The 16,792-nt window shown below is 72.4% G+C and carries 12 protein-coding genes; 3 read left to right on the forward strand and 9 right to left on the reverse strand.

What is annotated here, in order from left to right; genetic code table 11:
* Window positions 1-113: 113 nt before the first annotated feature.
* Window positions 114-3,512 carry a hypothetical protein gene (locus tag QF032_RS37775; RefSeq protein WP_307059638.1) on the forward strand — a complete coding sequence of 1,133 codons (3,399 nt, stop codon included), beginning with the start codon at window positions 114-116 and terminating at the stop codon, window positions 3,510-3,512.
* Window positions 3,513-3,673: 161 nt separating this feature from the next.
* On the opposite strand, the gene QF032_RS37780 is transcribed toward QF032_RS37775, so the two are convergent.
* From QF032_RS37780 to QF032_RS37810, 7 genes are all read right to left on the reverse strand, one after another.
* Window positions 3,674-4,117, reverse strand: coding sequence for a MarR family winged helix-turn-helix transcriptional regulator (locus tag QF032_RS37780; protein ID WP_307059640.1), 444 nt, complete (start codon window positions 4,115-4,117; stop codon window positions 3,674-3,676).
* Entirely contained in the window at window positions 4,117-4,533 is a 417-nt protein-coding gene (locus QF032_RS37785) for an SRPBCC family protein (RefSeq protein ID WP_307049061.1), read from the reverse strand. The genes QF032_RS37780 and QF032_RS37785 overlap by 1 nt, the downstream gene beginning before the upstream one ends.
* A gap of 47 nt (window positions 4,534-4,580) precedes the next feature.
* On the reverse strand, window positions 4,581-5,039 hold the full coding sequence (locus QF032_RS37790; protein WP_307059642.1) for a pyridoxamine 5'-phosphate oxidase family protein: 459 nt from the start codon (window positions 5,037-5,039) through the stop codon (window positions 4,581-4,583).
* A 42-nt stretch (window positions 5,040-5,081) separates the two neighbouring features.
* Window positions 5,082-6,566 carry an MFS transporter gene (locus QF032_RS37795; protein WP_307059644.1) on the reverse strand — a complete coding sequence of 495 codons (1,485 nt, stop codon included), beginning with the start codon at window positions 6,564-6,566 and terminating at the stop codon, window positions 5,082-5,084.
* 97 nt (window positions 6,567-6,663) lie between these two features.
* Window positions 6,664-7,149: a MarR family winged helix-turn-helix transcriptional regulator gene (locus QF032_RS37800; RefSeq protein ID WP_307049067.1), complete on the reverse strand. Its 486-nt coding sequence runs from the start codon at window positions 7,147-7,149 to the stop codon at window positions 6,664-6,666.
* 35 nt (window positions 7,150-7,184) lie between these two features.
* A complete protein-coding gene (locus QF032_RS37805) occupies window positions 7,185-7,946 on the reverse strand; it encodes a spermidine synthase (RefSeq protein ID WP_307059646.1) in 762 nt (253 codons plus the stop codon).
* Between the two features lie 172 nt (window positions 7,947-8,118).
* Entirely contained in the window at window positions 8,119-9,804 is a 1,686-nt protein-coding gene (locus tag QF032_RS37810; RefSeq protein ID WP_307049071.1) for a ribonuclease J, read from the reverse strand.
* 380 nt (window positions 9,805-10,184) lie between these two features.
* Here QF032_RS37810 and QF032_RS37815 point away from each other — a divergent pair, with 380 nt between their 5' ends.
* A complete protein-coding gene (locus tag QF032_RS37815; RefSeq protein WP_306955654.1) occupies window positions 10,185-10,616 on the forward strand; it encodes an NfeD family protein in 432 nt (143 codons plus the stop codon).
* A 4-nt stretch (window positions 10,617-10,620) separates the two neighbouring features.
* Window positions 10,621-11,664, forward strand: a complete 1,044-nt coding sequence (locus QF032_RS37820; RefSeq protein WP_307049073.1) for an SPFH domain-containing protein — start codon at window positions 10,621-10,623, stop codon at window positions 11,662-11,664.
* Between the two features lie 183 nt (window positions 11,665-11,847).
* Here QF032_RS37820 and QF032_RS37825 read toward each other — a convergent pair whose 3' ends face one another.
* Together QF032_RS37825 and QF032_RS37830 are read right to left on the reverse strand one after the other, a co-directional pair.
* Window positions 11,848-12,429, reverse strand: a complete 582-nt coding sequence (locus tag QF032_RS37825) for a hypothetical protein (protein ID WP_307049075.1) — start codon at window positions 12,427-12,429, stop codon at window positions 11,848-11,850.
* 184 nt (window positions 12,430-12,613) lie between these two features.
* A complete protein-coding gene (locus tag QF032_RS37830; protein WP_307049077.1) occupies window positions 12,614-16,348 on the reverse strand; it encodes an nSTAND1 domain-containing NTPase in 3,735 nt (1,244 codons plus the stop codon).
* Between the last annotated feature and the right edge of the window lie 444 nt (window positions 16,349-16,792).

Consider the following 16,792-nt stretch of genomic DNA (forward strand, 5'->3'; position numbering starts at 1 on the left):
CGTTGACCCGGGCGACGAGATCGCGCAAGTGGATATCGGCACGGGGGGTGCGCCGACGGTGTCACGACGCCTGTTCGATCGCATGAGCGGATACCGCCGGGCACAATCGGCGGATGCCGAACTCCGCGGAGCACCTGCTGTCTGCCCTCGAACCGCTGCCGTTCCCCGCACGCCTGACCCTGACGGCGCGCACCGCACGCAGGCTGGCGGACGGCGGGACACTCGCCCCCCTTCTGTCCGAGCTGGACGGGCGTGGGCCGTACGAGCGGCGGCTGGCGGTGTTGGCGGCCCTGGTCGGACGGGACGCGAGGTTCCTCGCAGAGCGGTTGGCCGACCCTGACCCGATCGTCGCCGGTTACGCCCGGCGGGGCGCTCGGGACCTGCCCGTACCGGACGAGGCGGTGGAAGAGGCGTACGCCGACGCACCGGCCGTGCTGCGCCGGCGTCTGGCCCGTCTGATCGCCCACGGAGACCGTCGCGCACTGGCCGAGCGACTGGTGGGGCGCATGCGCGCGCAGTGGGGCGACGCCGAAGCCGGACGGCTGCTTCCGGCCTGCTCCGCCCCCTTCGTGGCACGGGAGCTGCCCGGCCTTGCCCATGCCGTCGACGACTGGACTCGACTGGCCTGCCGGCATCCAGGCCCGGTACTGGATCACGCGGAGCGGACCCTGGCGGGCCGGGACGGCGGAGAGCAGCGGGACGAGTGGTGGCGCCGGCACGCCACCACGGTCGCGGCACTCGCGCCGCTGCGCCCCGAGCGGGTGATGACCCTACTGGAGCGGCAGGGCCCCGGCAGTCTGCCGCCCGCGCTCAATCGGGGGCTGGGCCCGCTGGTGACCGCCGACGCCGATCGTGTGATCCGCTGGATCACCTCTCCCGATCGCCGTCGACAGCGCCACGAGCCGATACCGCCGCCCGGGGTGCTGCACAGGCTCGCACGGGCGGCCGCACCCTCGTCACTGACGGCGCTCGGCCGTCACTGGCTCGTCCGCGACGGTCACTTCACCGCGCTGGTGAAGGCGATCGCGCCCGGCCGGCGTGCCGCGCTCGTCGACGCGGTCGCCGACGAGGCGACCGGCCGGGACCCGGCGCTGAGCGTCCTCGGCCTGCTGCCGCGTGAGCGCCGCTGGGCGGAAGTCCGGCGGGCCGCAGCCGAGTTCGACGGCAACGACTACTGGTTCGAGGAGCTGGACATCCTCGCCCACGGCCCGATCGACGAGGCCCGTCCCGCGCTGCTCTCCGGAATCGGGCGGTCCGATGCCGACGAACGGGCCATCGCCTGGCGGCTGTTCGTGGGCTGCGCCGCCCGGGACGGCAGCCGGGAGGCGGTCACCGAGCTGCTGACCACGGCGGCCCGGCGTCTGCGCAACGACCGGGACCCGGTACGCGCCGAGGCGCTCGGCGCACTCGCCGGGACGCACCCACGGCTCTTCCGCTCCGACGACGCCCCGCTGCTGGACGCGATCGCCACCGGCGCGCTGGAGGCACGGGACACGTGGGCCGACACCCTCACGGCGGTGCGCACCCTCGCCGTACGTGTGCTCGTCGCGCACGCCGAGGCCGCGGCGACGGACCTGCGGGACTGGGCGCTGGGCGTCCTGGGACGCGTCGCGGGCCGCGTCGGCGTCCCCGACCTCGGTCCGCTGCACCGTGTCCTGCGGCGGGGCCAGGAACACCAGGTGCTCGAGGCTCTGCGCCCCTGGCTCGACGCCGGAGCCGGGCGGGCCGACCACCGGCTGCTGCTGGGTCTGGTCACCGCACTGGGACCGCGTGCCCGGCGGATGCCCGAGGTGCAGGAGAGGCTGGCCGCGGCCCTGGAACGCGGTGACGACGCGACGTTCCGGGCGGCGGCGCGACTGTGGCTGGCCGCACCGGCAACCCGCGACGAACGGGTCGCCAGGATCGTCGCGCTCGAGCCGTCGTCGGTCGTCCTGACGTCCGTGCGGCGGGTGCTCACCCGGCGGCGCACGGACCTGCTGGACCCCCTGCTCGACGCGCCGCCGCCGTACGGCCGCTTCCTGGTGAACGGGGCCCGGCGCCCCCTGCCGGACCTCGGCGACAGCGACCGCTGGCTGCCGCGCCAGCAGCGGACGGCGGTCGGGCTGGTCCAGGAGGCGGTCGCGGACGACTCGCTTCCGCTCGACGAGCGCGCCGCCCTCATCCGGGACGCGGCCCCGGTGCCCGAGTTCGGGCGCGCTCTGGCGCTCGCGCACAAGGACCACCCGGAGGTGGTCGTCGCCGAGGCGGCGCTCGGCGCGCTGCCCTGGACCGACCGGCCCCACGCCGTCCTGCCGGCGCTGCTGGAGCAGGCGGACGGTGACCGTGCCAGGGTCGCCGTGTACGCGGCGGCCCGCGCCGCCCGCTTCACCGCCCCGTCCGAACTCGCCCTGGCGCTGGACGCGTTGCTCACGGGGGAGCGGCCCGTGAAGGTGACCGCCCGCAAGGAGGCCGTACGGCTCGCCGCGAGGTTCCTGCCGCCCCGGCGGGCGGTGTCCCTGCTGGCGAACGCCTTCCACGCTCCCGATCGCCACCCCGACGTGCGCGCAGCCGTCGTGCGCGCACTGCCGCCGCTGCTCGGCGAGCCGGAGGCCTGGCGCCTGCTCGACGACGTCAGGCGCGGCGATTCAAGCGCCGTACACGAAGCCCTCCTGGCCGTCGATCCGTGGGAGCTGGCCGAGACGCAGCGTCGTGCCTACGCCGCGGTGATCGTCGCGGTGTACGACGCCGCGCTGGCCCGCACGGAGGGTTTCGCGGGCGGCTACGGCCTCCTTCGCCGCATGGGGGTGTGGTGCCGCTACTCACCCGAACTGGCCGCGCGTATCTCCCGTACCGTCTGCGATCTCGGTGAGCGTGCGCACTGGCAGTCCGCCGCGTGGGTGCTGCGCGATCTGGCGGTCTCCGGGGTGCCGCATCCCGTGGGCGGCGGCGCGCCGGGAAGCATGTATCACGGTGCGGTGGCCGAGTTGATGGCGGCGATGCACACGGCGCAGGGCGGCTGTCAGGCGCGGGAAGGCCGGGACCTGCCGGCGCTGCAGCGGCTGCGGACCCTGACGGCCTTCGGCCATGTCGACGGCGCGCACGCCGAGTCTCTGGAAGCGGTCGCCGAACAGCTCGCGCCGGAACACCTGTTGGTCACTGAACGAGCCCTCCTGTTGGTCGATTCGGTCGATCACGCCGTGGGGCCGGCCGCTCTGCTGGAACGGCTGCAGCGCCTCGCGGACGCCCTCGACGGCGCTGGTGTGACCGTCGCCGTGCACATGGCGGACCGGTTGTGGGCGTCCTCGGCGTCGCGCGCCCTTCCGTGGCGCGTCGGTACTCTGCTGGACGCGGCCGACCGGTTCGCCCGCGACGGCGGCGCCGTCACGGGTCTGCTGGCGGTCGGCCTCGTGAAGGGAACCGGCAGCGCGCTCCGTTGGCCCGACCGATGGCGGTCGCTGCTGCGCCGGTTGCGCGAACACGCGAGCGCTGACGTGCGCCACGAGGCGCACAAAATCATGACGGAGAACGAATGACCGCTCCGCGCGGTGGATGAGACCCGCACCGGTCGCACGGTGCGCGTCTCACCCGAAGTCCGCGCGAGCGTGTCCTCACGTGGTCAAGGGGCGCGGGGGAGGCGGGCCCGCGAAGGATTTTCCCCCTGCGCAGGTCCGGCTCGCATCCGGTGTCCCGCGGGTCAGGCGTCGGCGTTTCCGGGGTGCGGACGGGCCAGCCGGCGGAGCAGATCCACCGCGTCGTCGACGGGCACCGGCTCGAAGAACCGCGCGTCGGCGAGCTCGACGGCCGCGATCGCGCGGGGGGCCAGTTCGGCGCCGGTGTCGGTGACGCGCAGTCGCTTGGCTCGCGTGTCGGCAGGGTCGGTCTCGCGCTCGATGAGCCCCTTGTGCTCCAGGGCGCGCAGGACCTGGGATGTCATCTTGACGTCGGTGCCCGCCTGCCGGGCCAGAGCCATCTGGTTGGGGTGCTCGCCCTGGGAGTTGAGCCACCAGGTGCAGGCGAGCAGCACGAACTGGACATGGGTGAGCTCGAGGGGGGCGAGCGCTGTGGCGATGTCGCGCTGCCAGCGCAGTGTGGCGTGCCAGAGCAGCAGTCCCGGGCTGTCCTCGGGGCGGAGCGGCATCAGCGCAGTGCCAGTTCGACCAGCGAGGCCATGGTGTCGGGCCAGTCGGCGGTGATCCCCGGCCCGATGTGGGCGCCGGCCTCTTCGGCCCCGGGGCCGGTGATCTCCATTCGGTACACGACTCGGACCCGGTCGCGGTCGATCGGGTCGATCCGGTGCGTCGTGCGGAACAGCAGGTCGTCGAAGCGGGCTTCGTCGACGAACAGTTCGTCCTGCCGGACTTCGGCGATGTGCAGCACGATCGGGTCGTCCCCGGGCGGTGTCATCGTGATCCGGGTGCCCGCCGCGAACGGGCCGTTCATCTCGATCTTCTCGATCTCGGCGTTCCAGGCACCCCAGTCGTCGACGTCGGCCCAGAGCCGCCAGATCGCCTCGGGGGTGGCGCTGGTCTCGACGGCGTGTTCGTACTCCCACATGGGTGCCTCCTCGAAGATGATGTGTCCACAGACTATCTGCGCGAAGATTAAATGTCCAGGGCGGTCCCGTACAGGCGGGACACCCGGATCACGATGGTCACGCGCCGGTCGGCGAGCGGCTGCTCGCCGGGCGCCGCTTCGTCGGCGGGGTCGACGATCCGGGCCTCGCCCTCGGCCACGGCGAACGACCACACGTCCGGGCCGCTCACGTGCAGCGAGGTGCGCGGGTCGCGGCGCAGTTGGCGGACCTTGAGCCGGTCGGCGGTCGAGGAGACGCGCAGCACGCGCTCCTCGGCGTCCCAGTCGTAGAGGACGGTCGACAGGTGCGGGTGGCCGGTGCTCCTGACGCTCGCGAGCACCCCGAACTGCTGTTGCGTCAACAGATGCGAGAGCTCCTGAGGGGTGAGCGCTCGGGGGGCCGGGCCGTCGTTCGCGGTGGTTTCGGTGTTCGTGGCGGTGGGGCCGGTGGGGTCGGTGGTGGTCTGTCCGGCGGAGTGGTCGCTCATGGGGATCGGCCTTTCGGGGAGGGGGTGGTGACGGGTGAGTGGTCAGGCGCCTGCCGCGTGGGCGGGAGCCGGTGTGCCGGCGACCGGCTCCGCGGCGGCCTGCGGCCCGGAGCGGCGCAGCATCGTGAACGCGAGGGCGAAGGCGGCGACGAGGAGCCCCGCTCCCACCGCGAACGCGAGCCGGTAGCCGCCGGTCAGCGCCTCGGCCGTGGTCCGCCCGCCTGCCGTGAGGCTCCGGGTGCGGGAGGCGGCCAGGGTGGACAGGACCGCGACGCCCAGGGCCATGCCGATCTGCTGGGTGGTGTTGAACAGGCCGGACGCGAGACCGGCGTCCTCCTCGTCGGCGCCGGACATGGCCAGGACGGTCAACGCCGGCAGTGCGAGGCCGAAGCCCGCGGCGAGCAGCATGGCGGGCAGGAGGTCGACGGCGTAACCGGCCCGCACGGGGACGCGGGCGAGAAGGCCGAGGACGCCGATGAGGAGCGCGATGCCCGCCAGCAGGACGTTGCGCTCACCGAAGCGGGCGTTGAGGCGGGCGGAGACGCCCAGGGAGACGGCGCCGATGACGGCGGCCGCCGGGAGCATCGCGAGGCCGGTCTCGGCGGCGCCGTATCCGAGCACCTTCTGCAGGTACAGGGCGACGAGGATCTGGAAGGAGAAGAGCGCGGCGACCATCAGGATCTGGACCAGATTGGCGGCCGAGACGCTGCGCGAGCGGAAGATCCGCAGCGGCATCAGGGGGTTCTCGGCGGTGGCCTGACGGGCGAGGAACGCGGCGAGCAGCAGGGCGGCGAGGGCGCCGAAGCCGAGGGTGCGGCCCGAGGACCAGCCGTACTCCTCCACCTTGACGACGGTGTAGATGCCGAGCATCAGACCGGTGGTGACCAGAACCGTGCCGAACACGTCAGCGCCCGCCTTGAGGCCCGGACCGGCGTCGCCGGGCAGGACGCGTACGGCGACCGCGAGCACGGCGACGCCGATCGGCAGGTTGACGAAGAAGATCCAGTGCCAGTCGAGCGCATCGGTGAGGACGCCGCCCAGGGTCTGCCCGAGGGATGCGCCGGCCGCGCCGGTGAAGCTGAAGACGGCGATGGCCCTGGCGCGCTCCCGGGGCTCGGTGAACAGCGTCACGAGGATGCCCAGGCTGACGGCGGAGGCCATGGCGCTGCCGATGCCCTGGAGGAAGCGGGCGGCTATCAGCGTCGCGGGGGAGATTGCCGCGCCGGCCAGCAGTGAGGCGGCGGTGAAGACGGCGGTGCCGGCCAGGAACATGCGCCTGCGGCCGATCAGGTCTCCGAGCCGGCCCGCCAGCAGGAGCAGGCTGCCGAACGCGATGAGGTAGGCGTTCACGACCCAGCTGAGGCCGCCGGGGGTGAACCCCAGGTCGTCCTGGACGGCCGGCATCGCCACGGTGACGATGGAGCCGTCGAGGACGACCATCAGCATCCCGGAGGCGACGACGGCGAGGGCGAGCCTGCGTGAGGGCGCTGTGGCGGGTAAGCGGGCGGGGCCGGATGCGGTGGACATGGGTCTCTCCTGTCAGTCGGTGCGACAGGAGAGACCGTAGCAGATAGTTTTGTTGCAGACTATCTTTTTCGGTCCTGCATTGGCCTCGCCGGGCCGCTCACCTGGCCTGGCGCGCCCGGCGGGCGGTGCGCGGGGCCTCGACGGGGTCCGCCAGACCGTCGTCGACCAGGTGCTTCAGGGCGCGCAGAAGAGCCTCCCTCTCCTCGTCGGCCAGCGTGGCCAAGGCGTCGCGGTGCACACGGTCGACGATCTCCTGACTCTGCCGGGCGATGCGCGCGCCGTCGTCGGTCACGGCGATGATCCGGGCCCGCCGGTCCGTGCGGGAAGGGCGGCGCTCGGCCAGGCCCGCCGCCTCCAGGGCGTCCACCGTCACCACCATCGTCGTCTTGTCCATGTCGCCGATGTCGGCGAGCTGGGCCTGGGTGCGCTCCTCCTCGAGGGCGTGGACGAGCACGCAGTGCATCCGGGAGGTCAGGCCGATCTCGGCGAGAGCGGCCGACATCTTGCTGCGCAGGACGTGGCTGGTGTGGTCGAGGAGGAACGACAGGTCCGGTTCGCTGCGTGCGGGCGCCATGGCGGTCATGCCTGCCAGGGTAGGGCAACTGGTTCCGAGGCGGATTATCCGGAAGGGACCTTGCCGGCAGGCGGTGTGCCGGGCGATGTGCGGGCCACGTAGACCGTGTTGGTCGACGTGCCGTCCTGCCGGGCGTTGTCGAAGACGACGACCTGAGCCGCCGTGTGGGCGAAGACCTCCGAGAGCGCGGACATGAACGGCTCGTCGGGCGGATCGTTCGACCACAGGGCGAACACCCCGCCGGGACGGAGGTGTGCGGCCAGGGCGCGGAGCCCCGCGGGCCGGTAGAGGGCCGCGTGGCGTGGGTGGAGCACATGGCGTGGGGAGTGGTCGACGTCCAGCAGGATGGCGTCGAAGCGACGGCCCGGGGCCTCGGGGTCCAGGCCGCGGGGGTCGGCGGCCAGAGCGAAGAAGTCGCCGTGCGTCAGGCGGCAGCGGGCGTCCGAGGTCAGCCGCGCTCCGAGGGGCACGAGGCGCCGCCGGTGCCAGTCGATGACCTCGGGGAGCGCTTCGATGACGGTCAGCGAGCGGACGCGGGGATCGTCCAGGGCCGCCTGGGCGGTGTAGCCGAGCCCGAGTCCGCCGACCGCGACGTCCAGTTCGGGTCCGTCGGCGTCCGGCAGCTCGGCCAGTCCGAGTTCCGTGAGCGCGATCTCGCCGGCGGTGAAGAGACTGGACATCAGGAACTCATCGCCGAGCTTCACCTCGTACACGTCGTCGCCCGAGACCGGGTGGCGGCGGCGCCGCAGACTGATCTCGCCGATGGGCGTCGGTCGCCAGTCGATCTCCTCGAAGCGCAGGCCCATCCGTTCACCTTTCGGGATTGTGACGTTCTGAAGTTCTGGCGTTCTGGCGAGGCGGCCCGGGCCGGTGGCGACCCGCCCGAAAGCGTCGACGGGCCGCGGTGCGCCGCGGTCGGTACGGCGACGGATGCCCCGCTCCGGCGGGGGAGCGGGGGAACCGGGGTGGCGGGTCCGATCAGGCGTCGATGATGACGGGGATGATCAGCGGCCTGCGGCGGTGCGTGCGGAAGGCCCAGTTGGCCACGGCGCGGGCGATGAGCTGTTCGAGCTGGTGGGCGTCGCCGACGCCTTCCTGAGCTGCGTTGGCCAGCGTCTTCTCGATGACGGGGATGACCGGCTCGAAGGTGGCGTCGTCGTGGACGAAGCCCCGGGCCAGGAAGTCGGGAACCTCGGCGAGGGCGCCGGTGTCGGCGTCGACGATGGCGACGACCGTGATGACGCCCTCCTGGGCGAGCGTGACCCGGTCCTTGAGGGACGCCTCGGTCGCGCCGCCGACTTCCATGCCGTCCACGTAGACGTTCCCGGCGGGCACCTTGCCGGTGATCGAGGCACGGCCGTCCACGAGGTCGACGACGACGCCGTCCTCCGCGATGACGACGCGGTCCGGGTCGACGCCGGTGCGGATGGCGAGATCGGCGTTGGCCCGCAGATGGCGCCACTCACCGTGCACGGGCATGACGTTGCGGGGCTTGACGATGTTGTAGCAGTAGACGAGTTCGCCGGCGCTGGCGTGTCCGGAGACGTGCACCTTGGCGTTGCCCTTGTGGACGACGTGGGCGCCCCACCGGGTGAGCCCGTTGATCACCCGGTAGATGGCGTTCTCGTTGCCGGGGATGAGGGAGCTGGCGAGCAGGACGGTGTCGCCCTTGCCGATGCGGATTGCGTGGTCGCGGTTGGCCATCCGCGACAGTGCGGCCATCGGCTCGCCCTGGGAGCCGGTGCACACCAGGGTGATCTTGTGGTCCGGGAGCTTCTCCAGCTCCTTGGCGTTCACGACCAGACCGGACGGGACCTTCAGATAGCCCAGGTCGCGGGCGATGCCCATGTTGCGGACCATCGACCGGCCCACGAAGGCCACCTTGCGGCCGTGCTGGTGTGCGGCGTCCAGGACCTGCTGGATGCGGTGCACATGGCTGGCGAAGCTGGAGACGATGACGCGGCGCGGCGCGGTGCGCATGACCTGCTCGATCGCGGGGTTCAGCTCACGCTCGGAGGTGGTGAAGCCGGGGACCTCGGCGTTGGTGGAGTCGGTGAGGAACAGGTCCACGCCCTCCTCGCCGAGGCGGGCGAAGGCGCGCAGGTCCGTGATCCGGTCGTCGAGGGGGAACTGGTCCATCTTGAAGTCGCCGGTGTGCAGCACCATCCCGGCGCCGGTGCGGATCGCGACGGCGAGACTGTCCGGGATGGAGTGGTTGACCGCGACGAACTCGCAGTCGAAGGGGCCGAAGCGCCGCCGGTCGCCCTCCCGCACCCGTACCGTGCGCGGCCGGATGCCGTGCTCCTTGAGCTTGGCCTCCAGGAAGGCAAGCGTCAGCTTGGAACCGACGACGGGGATGTCGCGCCGCTCGCGCAGCAGGTACGGCACGCCGCCGATGTGGTCTTCGTGGCCGTGGGTGAGCACGATGCCCACGATGTCGTCCAGGCGGTCACGGATCGAGGTGAAGTCCGGCAGGATCACGTCGACGCCGGGCTGGGTCTCCTCGGGGAACAGCACACCGCAGTCGACGATCAACAGCTTGCCGGCGTGCTCGAAGACGGTCATGTTGCGACCGATTTCGCCCAAGCCGCCCAAGGCGGTGACCCTCAGCCCGCCTTCGGGCAACGGCGGGGCGGCTTTGAGTTCGGGGTGCGGATGGCTCATGACCTCACGTTACCGAAGAGTCCGCCGGTGTGATCCACCGCCCGCCCTGCACCGCCCTGTCCCGTCCGGCCCGAAGCGGGGCCCGGTGCCACGCCCCGGCGCGCACGGGTCACCCGTTTCGGAGCCGACGCGGAAAATCGGGCCACCGGCTGACCGTGACCGCGTCCCTTACCGAAAAGCGGCAATAGCGGAGTGATGTTCCCTGGATGGGTAGAACCCCTGTAATAGGTGTGAAGCGGTCGATCCGGGCGCGTCACGGGCGGCTCACCTCCGACGGATCGCAGGGATTGCGTACCCAGGGGTATCTGAGCTGTCCCGTTTCGGGTCCAATGGTGAGAGTCCAGCCCTTTCATGTCCGCACCGGTCAGAAGAGGCACGTCATGGATCCATGGCTGATCTGGTTGATCATCGCAGCGGTTCTGGCTGTGGTGGAGATCTTCACGCTGACCGCGGCGCTCGGCATGCTGAGTGCGGCCGCGCTGGTCACAGCGGGTTCCGCGGCGGTCGGGCTGCCGCTGCCGTTCCAGTTCGTGGTGTTCACCGTGGTCGCCGCGGCCACGGTGCTGTTCGTACGTCCCATCGCGCTGCGCCACGTGCTCCAGCCGCAAGTGGCACGGTTCGGCGTGGACGCCCTGATCGGCAAGGCCGCCTTCGTCGTCTCGGACGTGACGGACCGGGGCGGCAGGGTCCGTATCGACGGCGACGAATGGACGGCCCGCGCCTACGACGAAACGCTGGTGATCCCCGCCGGAAGAACCGTCGACGTCATAGAGATCAACGGAGCCACCGCGATCGTCTACCCCCGGGACTGAAACCATGGAAACCTCGGCGTTCTTGATTGCCGGCCTGCTCGTCGCCCTCTTCGCGGTCTTCACCGTGGTGCGGGCGGTGCGCATCGTGCCCCAGGCACGCGCCCGCAACGTCGAACGGCTCGGCCGCTACCTCCGGACCCTGAATCCCGGCCTCAACTTCGTCATCCCGTACATCGACCGCGTGCACGGGGTGATCGACCTGCGGGAACAGGTCGTCTCCTTCAAGCCGCAACCGGTCATCACCGAGGACAACCTGGTCGTCGAGATCGACACCGTCCTCTACTTCCAGGTCACGGATCCACGAGCGGCCTTCTACGAGATCGCGAACTTCCTCCAGGCGGTCGAGCAGCTCACCGTCACCACGCTGCGCAACGTCGTCGGATCCATGGACCTGGAGAAGACGCTCACCTCACGGGACACCATCAACAGCCAGCTCCGAGGCGTGCTGGACGAGGCCACCGGGAAATGGGGGCTGAGAGTCAACCGCGTGGAGATCAAGGCCATCGACCCCCCGCAGAGCATCAAGGACGCGATGCAGAAGCAGATGCGGGCCGAGCGGGACAAGCGGGCCGCGATTCTCGGGGCCGAGGGGCAGCGCCAGTCACAGATACTCACCGCCGAAGGCGACAAGCAGGCCGCCGTCCTGCGCGCGGAGGGCAACCGCACCGCCGCGATCCTCCAGGCCGAAGGGCAGTCCCGGGCCATCGACGAGGTGTTCCAGGCCGTGCATCGCAACGACCCCGACCCCAAGCTGCTCGCCTACCAGTACCTCCAGACGCTGCCCCAGCTCGCGCAGGGTTCGGGCAACAACTTCTGGGTGATCCCCAGTGAGATCACCTCCGCACTCCAGGGTGTGTCCCGCGCCTTCAGCGAAGTGCTGCCGCCGTCACCGGCCACCCGCGAGAAGCCCGGGGACGACATGGCCGCGCAGGCCGCCGACGACGCGGCACAGGCCGCGGAAGCAGCTGCCGCGGCCCTCGCCGACGCGGCCAGGGCCGAACGCGGCACCCCGACCTCCGACCCCCTCCCCTCCGAGCCACCTCACTGACGGCGGGGACGCCCGGGCGGGCCCCGTGCACGAAGACGCCGGCTCCTCGCGGGTCTGAGCAGCCGGCCGGCGGTGGTCAGCTGATGCGCACCGCGCGGCACCACGTGAGGGGGCCGCCCTCGAGGGCTTCGAGGGCGGCCTCTCCGCGGGCGTGGCTCATGCGGCCCGCCAGGGGATCAGCCCTCAGGGCCGGCCCATGTAGTGGAAGGTGCTGTAGTGGTCGTTCGTCCACCACACGTCTCCTGTGTTGATCGCCCGGACGACCCGACGGGCGTCGCGTCGAGGAGCGGCGCCGTTCGCCGGGGTGACGTAGACGGTCGTGTTGTACTCCTGGAACGTCCCCGTGTAGCCCCGGGCGGAGGTCCCGGCGAGTCCGGCGTTCAGGAACGCCCGCAGCCGGCCGTCCCGGTCCTGGTACTGGCCTCCCGTGTAGACGATCTCCCGCACCTGTGTGCGTCTGGCGGGGTCCACCCACGAGGCGCCGGTGAACCAGTGCTGGTTGCCGATGTTGTGCCAGTTCGGCCAGCCCATGTCCCGCCAGAAGTCGGTTCCCTGGACCATGTCGTGCGGCTCCGGGTCGGGGTGGGTCACACTGCCGGACACGCCCGAGGGGCCACCGCCGTTGTTGCTCTGCGAGGGTCCCGACGGCGGAATGGGCTGGGCCGTGGCAGCGCCCGAGCCGGCGAGCGTGAGGGCGGAGCCGAGGGCGGCGGTCGCGAGTCCCAGGGCGACCGCGCGCCGTGTGCGATGCGTTGCGTTTCGCATGACGTCCTTCTGTAGTCGGTGACCGGCACCGCTGCGGTGACCGGCCTGACCCCCACATTCGGCGGCCCGTAGTTGATCAGCCACCCCCTTCCGCCGGGTGAATCAACGGGCTCTCACCAGGCGAATCAACGCGGGACCGATCAACGGCCGCGCACCGTCCGGTCAGCCGCGCGCAGGTCTCGACTCACCCGTGCTCCGGGCACACGCTGCGGTGTTCCAGCCCCGCCGCGTATGCCTGCCACTCGCCCGCCGTCAGTTCCCTGCCCGCCCGCGCGCACACGGTCCGGACGGCGCGGTCCGGGTCCACGGAGTACCGCTGGAGCGGGACGTGGGGGGCGGCGGCGTAGAGGGTGGTGCCGTCGGGCGAGAAGGCGAGGGAACTGATGGCGTCCCCGGGGGTGGTGAGGGGCTCACCGAGGGGCTGGCGGGTGGAGGTGTCCCACAGCTGCAGAGTGCCTGAGTCGCCGCCGACGGCGAGCGTGTGACCGTCGGGGCTGACCGCGAGGGCCTGGACGGCCTCGGCGGTGTCGCCCAGCGGCGCGGGGAAGACGTTGCGCAGCGCGCCGGTACGGTGGCGCAGCCCACCGTCCCAGAGGGTGACGCGACCGGTCAGGTCGCCGGCGGCGAACAGAGAACCGTCGGGTGAGAAGGCGACGGCTCCCGCCACGCCGCCCCGCACGAGGTCGATCATGGTGCTGCGGGCCGAGGGGAGTGAGACCGTCCGGTTGTCGGCGACCAGCAGCCGGCCGTCGGGTCGCACGGCCAGGTGGGCGCCCGTCCCGGGCGGCAGCGTCGCCGTCGTGCGATGGGTGGCGGTATCCCAGATTTCACCTGTCAGCGCGGCCGCCAAGCTGCTGCGGGCTGTCTGCAGGGTGCGGCCGGCCGGGCCGAGCGCGATTCCGACCAGCGCGTCTCCGGGCAGGTTCAGCGTCGTCGCGACGCGGCCGCGACGCAGGTCCCAGATCCGCACCGGCTGCGCGGTGGCGCTGCGGCCCGGAGCGGAGACGCCGTAGGCGAGAGCCGTGCCGTCCGGACTGAACGCCAGCAGCGGCAGCGTGTCCTGTGGCACGACGGGCTCGGCCGGGTCGCGGGAGACGGGCAGGGACAGCGGGGGCAGGGCCCGGGGCGAGCGGTCGCCGGTGGTGCTGTGCAGGCGCAGTACGTACCGGCGGCCGAGACGCTGGGCGGTGACATAGGTGCGGCCGTCCGGGCTCAGCGCCACGGCGTCCACGGGTGTCTCTCGCCAGGACCGTGTGACGGCCTCACCCAGGGCGAGGGTGTGGACCGTGGCGCCCTCGATGTAGCGCAGGTCGGGACGGCGGGAGTCCCAGGCGAGGACTCCGTCGAGGTGTTCGTTGTCCAGGGGATGGCGGAAGACCGGAGCGGCGGGCGAGGACAACCGCCAGACGCGGAGCTCGGTGCGGTCGGCCGTGGCGAGGAAGGCGCCGTCGCCGCTGAGCGAGGCGTGGGTCACCCCGGGGTCGTCCACGCTTGCCAGGCCGCGGCCGGTGCGGGTGTCCCAGACGGTGACCGCGGTGCCGGTGACCGTGGTCAGCCGGTCGCCCGGGCCGAGGGCCAGGGCGCCCGGCCCCGCGCCGCAGACGCCGCGGGTTCGCTCCCATCGGCCGGGTACGGCTCGGTGCCGGACGGTGTCCCACACCTGGGGTCCTCGTCCGTCCGCCGGGCACACGGCGAGGAGGGAGCCGTCGGCGCTCGCGGCCGGTTCCGTGAAGACGGTCGTTCGGCGCTCGAAGCGCACCCTGCCGTCGGCCACCGACCGCAAGCCGACCCGGTCGTCCTCGTGCGTGAGGTAGCTGTGGCCGTCGGCGGTGAACGTGACCGTGACCTCCCCTCCGAGCGGCTGCGGAGCGCCGGCCCAGTGTCCGGTGCCGGCGTTCCAGAGACGTGTGCCGGCGTCCGTGGCGACGGCGAGGACACGGCCGTCGGGGGAGGCGGCCGTCACCCTGGCGCCGGCCGGGAGCCGCCCCTGGGCGGTAGGGCGGTGCGCGGACACGCTCCAGGTCCGCCAGGTGGTGTCGTCGGCGCTGAGGAGGGTGCGGCCTGAGCCGGTGAGCAGACGGCTCCGGTCGTCGCCCGGCGCCGGGTCGGTGAACGTGTCCGACGCGTGCTGGGTGAGGGATCCCAGAAGGGAGCGGCGGGTTTCGGGGAGGCGGGCGGTGCGCCAGGCGGCGACCCCCAGCAGGAGCGCGGTGCGCGGGTCGGTGGTGCGCAGCGCGTCTGCGGTCTCGGCGACGCGGCGGGCCGCGTCCGCGCTGCGTCGCCGTTCGTTGTCGGCGTGCTCCCGCCAGACGGCGGCCCCGATCACCAGCGCCACGGTGAGCACGGCGGACAGCGCGCAGGTCAGCAGCCGGGCCCGGCGGGTGGTGCGGGCGGCGGCCCTGCGATCGGCCGCCCGGACGTCCCGCGCGGACAGCAGAAACGCCCGCTCGGTCGCCGTCAGGGCGGCGTCCCGGGCCGGATCCGTGAACAGCTCCTCGGCCCGGGCCAGGTTGGCGCCCCGGTACAGGGTGCCCGGGCAGCGGTCGTTTTCCAGCCACACGTCCGCGGCCTCGGCGAGGCGCCGATGCAGGCGCAGCCGTTCGCGATCCGCCTCGATCCACCCGTGCAGCCGGGGCCAGCCGGTCAGCAGTGCCTCGTGAGCGAGATGCACGCCGTCCTCGTCCGCGGTGACCAGACGGGCGCGGGCCAGCCGCTCCACCACCCCGGGCACCTGCGGCTCGGCCCACCCGGCCAGCTCGGACCGGCTGAGCGGGCGGCGGGTGTCCGCAGTGCCCTGGCCCGGTTCGACCATGCGCAGCAGCACGTGCCGGGCCGCGGCGGCCTGGTCGGCAGAGAGCTCGCCGTACACCGCCTCGGCCGTGGCCGCGATGGCCCCGCTCACCCCGCCGGCCGCCCGGTAGGCGGCGAGGGTCAGCAGACGGCCCCTGCGGCGGTGCCAGGTCTCCAGCAGGGCGTGGGACAGCATCGGCAGGGCGCCGGGCCGGTCGAGGACGTCGTCGACGATCCGTGCGGTCAGTTCACGTTCGACGATCAGTCCGGCCGTCTGCGCCGGCCGCACCACCGCCTCGCGCAGTTCCTCCGCCGTCATGGGTCCGAGCAGCAGCCCGGACCGGCCCAGGGCGTCGGCGAGGCCACGGTGCTCGGCGCAACGCGCGTAGAAATCGGCGCGTACGGCGATCAGGACACGCAAATTGCTTCCGGGGTCGCGCGCGGCGAGCAGCAGGTCGATGAAGCGGGCGCGCTCGGCGTCGTCCCGGCAGAGGGTGAAGACCTCCTCGAACTGGTCCACCACGACCCAGCCCTCCGGTTCCCCCGTGCCGGGCGTCAGCAGATGCCCGTAGGTGGTGGCCGGACGCGGCCCCGGAGTGAGGATGCGCAGCACCGCCGGATCGGCCCGCCCGGCGATCGTCTCCCGCAGCCGGGGGATCAGCCCGGCCCGCAGCAGGGAGGACTTGCCGCTGCCGGACGGCCCGAACAGTACCGCGAGCCGGTTGTCGCAGACCAGCTCCGCGAGCTGCTCCAGTACGCGGTCACGGCCGAAGAACAGGTGCCGGTCGTCCGGCTCGAACCGGGTCAGGCCCCGGTAGGGCGCCGGTTCTTCGACGCGGGTGGGTGCGGTGGCCCGGGCGCTCTCCGTCTGCGCCTCCGCGTCCTGCCACCGGCCCGCCCACTCGGCGGGGTCTCCTCCGCAGGCCCGTACGTACCCCTGGACCACGGCGAGGGACGGCAGCCGCTCGCCCGCCGCCGCCTGGGACAGCGTCGTCGCGGAGAAGCCGGCCGTCTCGGCCATGCTCCGGTACGAAGGGCCGCCCGCGATCCGCCGCACCTCCCGCAGCTCGTACGCGAGTCGTTGGACGGGGCCGGCCTCGGGGTCGACCGGTCTCTCGGGACGCCCCATGGGTGCGTACCTCCTTACATCTCAGGAAAAAGCGGTATCGGGAGGGGCGACCATACGGATCGCCCGGCGACGTACCGGTTGATTGCGGGTGACGAGCAGATGACAACGGACAACCAGGTCTTCGAGGGGGCGATTGGCCGCTTCCCCGGAGAGGACGGGCAAATCAACGCCGCGGTTGTCGGCGTCGTATGGGCAAGGCCGCGGCTCGGGCACCGGGCCCCACGGAGAAGCAGCACCCGGCGTTGTCGGACGCCGTTGACCTACCGGGGACTTCGGCGCTTCCCCCACCGCACCCGCCGGCGCCCGGCTGTCACCGGTGTGAGCGGTCTCACTGCCGCGCAGCATCCTGCTCCCGCGTCCTCGGCATGCAGGTGTGCAACCACGGTTGGTGCGCCGTCGTCCACGGTCTGTACGTCGAAAAAGGGCCAGGGTGACCCGTTGCCG

The organism is Streptomyces achromogenes, assembly GCF_030816715.1.
In the GTDB taxonomy this organism is placed as follows: Bacteria; Actinomycetota; Actinomycetes; order Streptomycetales; family Streptomycetaceae; genus Streptomyces; species Streptomyces achromogenes_A.

Excerpts from the sequence above, each read along its gene's own strand:
- QF032_RS37775 (WP_307059638.1), top strand. The coding sequence starts at position 114 with ATGCCGAACTCCGCGGAGCACCTGCTGTCTGCCCTCGAACCGCTGCCG.
- QF032_RS37780 (WP_307059640.1), bottom strand. The coding sequence starts at position 4,117 with ATGCCGCTCCGCCCCGAGGACAGCCCGGGACTGCTGCTCTGGCACGCC.
- QF032_RS37830 (WP_307049077.1), bottom strand. The coding sequence starts at position 16,348 with ATGGGGCGTCCCGAGAGACCGGTCGACCCCGAGGCCGGCCCCGTCCAA.
- QF032_RS37825 (WP_307049075.1), bottom strand. The coding sequence starts at position 12,429 with ATGCGAAACGCAACGCATCGCACACGGCGCGCGGTCGCCCTGGGACTC.
- QF032_RS37795 (WP_307059644.1), bottom strand. The coding sequence starts at position 6,566 with ATGTCCACCGCATCCGGCCCCGCCCGCTTACCCGCCACAGCGCCCTCA.
- QF032_RS37810 (WP_307049071.1), bottom strand. The coding sequence starts at position 9,804 with ATGAGCCATCCGCACCCCGAACTCAAAGCCGCCCCGCCGTTGCCCGAA.
- QF032_RS37815 (WP_306955654.1), top strand. The coding sequence starts at position 10,185 with ATGGATCCATGGCTGATCTGGTTGATCATCGCAGCGGTTCTGGCTGTG.
- QF032_RS37790 (WP_307059642.1), bottom strand. The coding sequence starts at position 5,039 with ATGAGCGACCACTCCGCCGGACAGACCACCACCGACCCCACCGGCCCC.
- QF032_RS37820 (WP_307049073.1), top strand. The coding sequence starts at position 10,621 with ATGGAAACCTCGGCGTTCTTGATTGCCGGCCTGCTCGTCGCCCTCTTC.
- QF032_RS37805 (WP_307059646.1), bottom strand. The coding sequence starts at position 7,946 with ATGGGCCTGCGCTTCGAGGAGATCGACTGGCGACCGACGCCCATCGGC.
- QF032_RS37800 (WP_307049067.1), bottom strand. The coding sequence starts at position 7,149 with ATGACCGCCATGGCGCCCGCACGCAGCGAACCGGACCTGTCGTTCCTC.
- QF032_RS37785 (WP_307049061.1), bottom strand. The coding sequence starts at position 4,533 with ATGTGGGAGTACGAACACGCCGTCGAGACCAGCGCCACCCCCGAGGCG.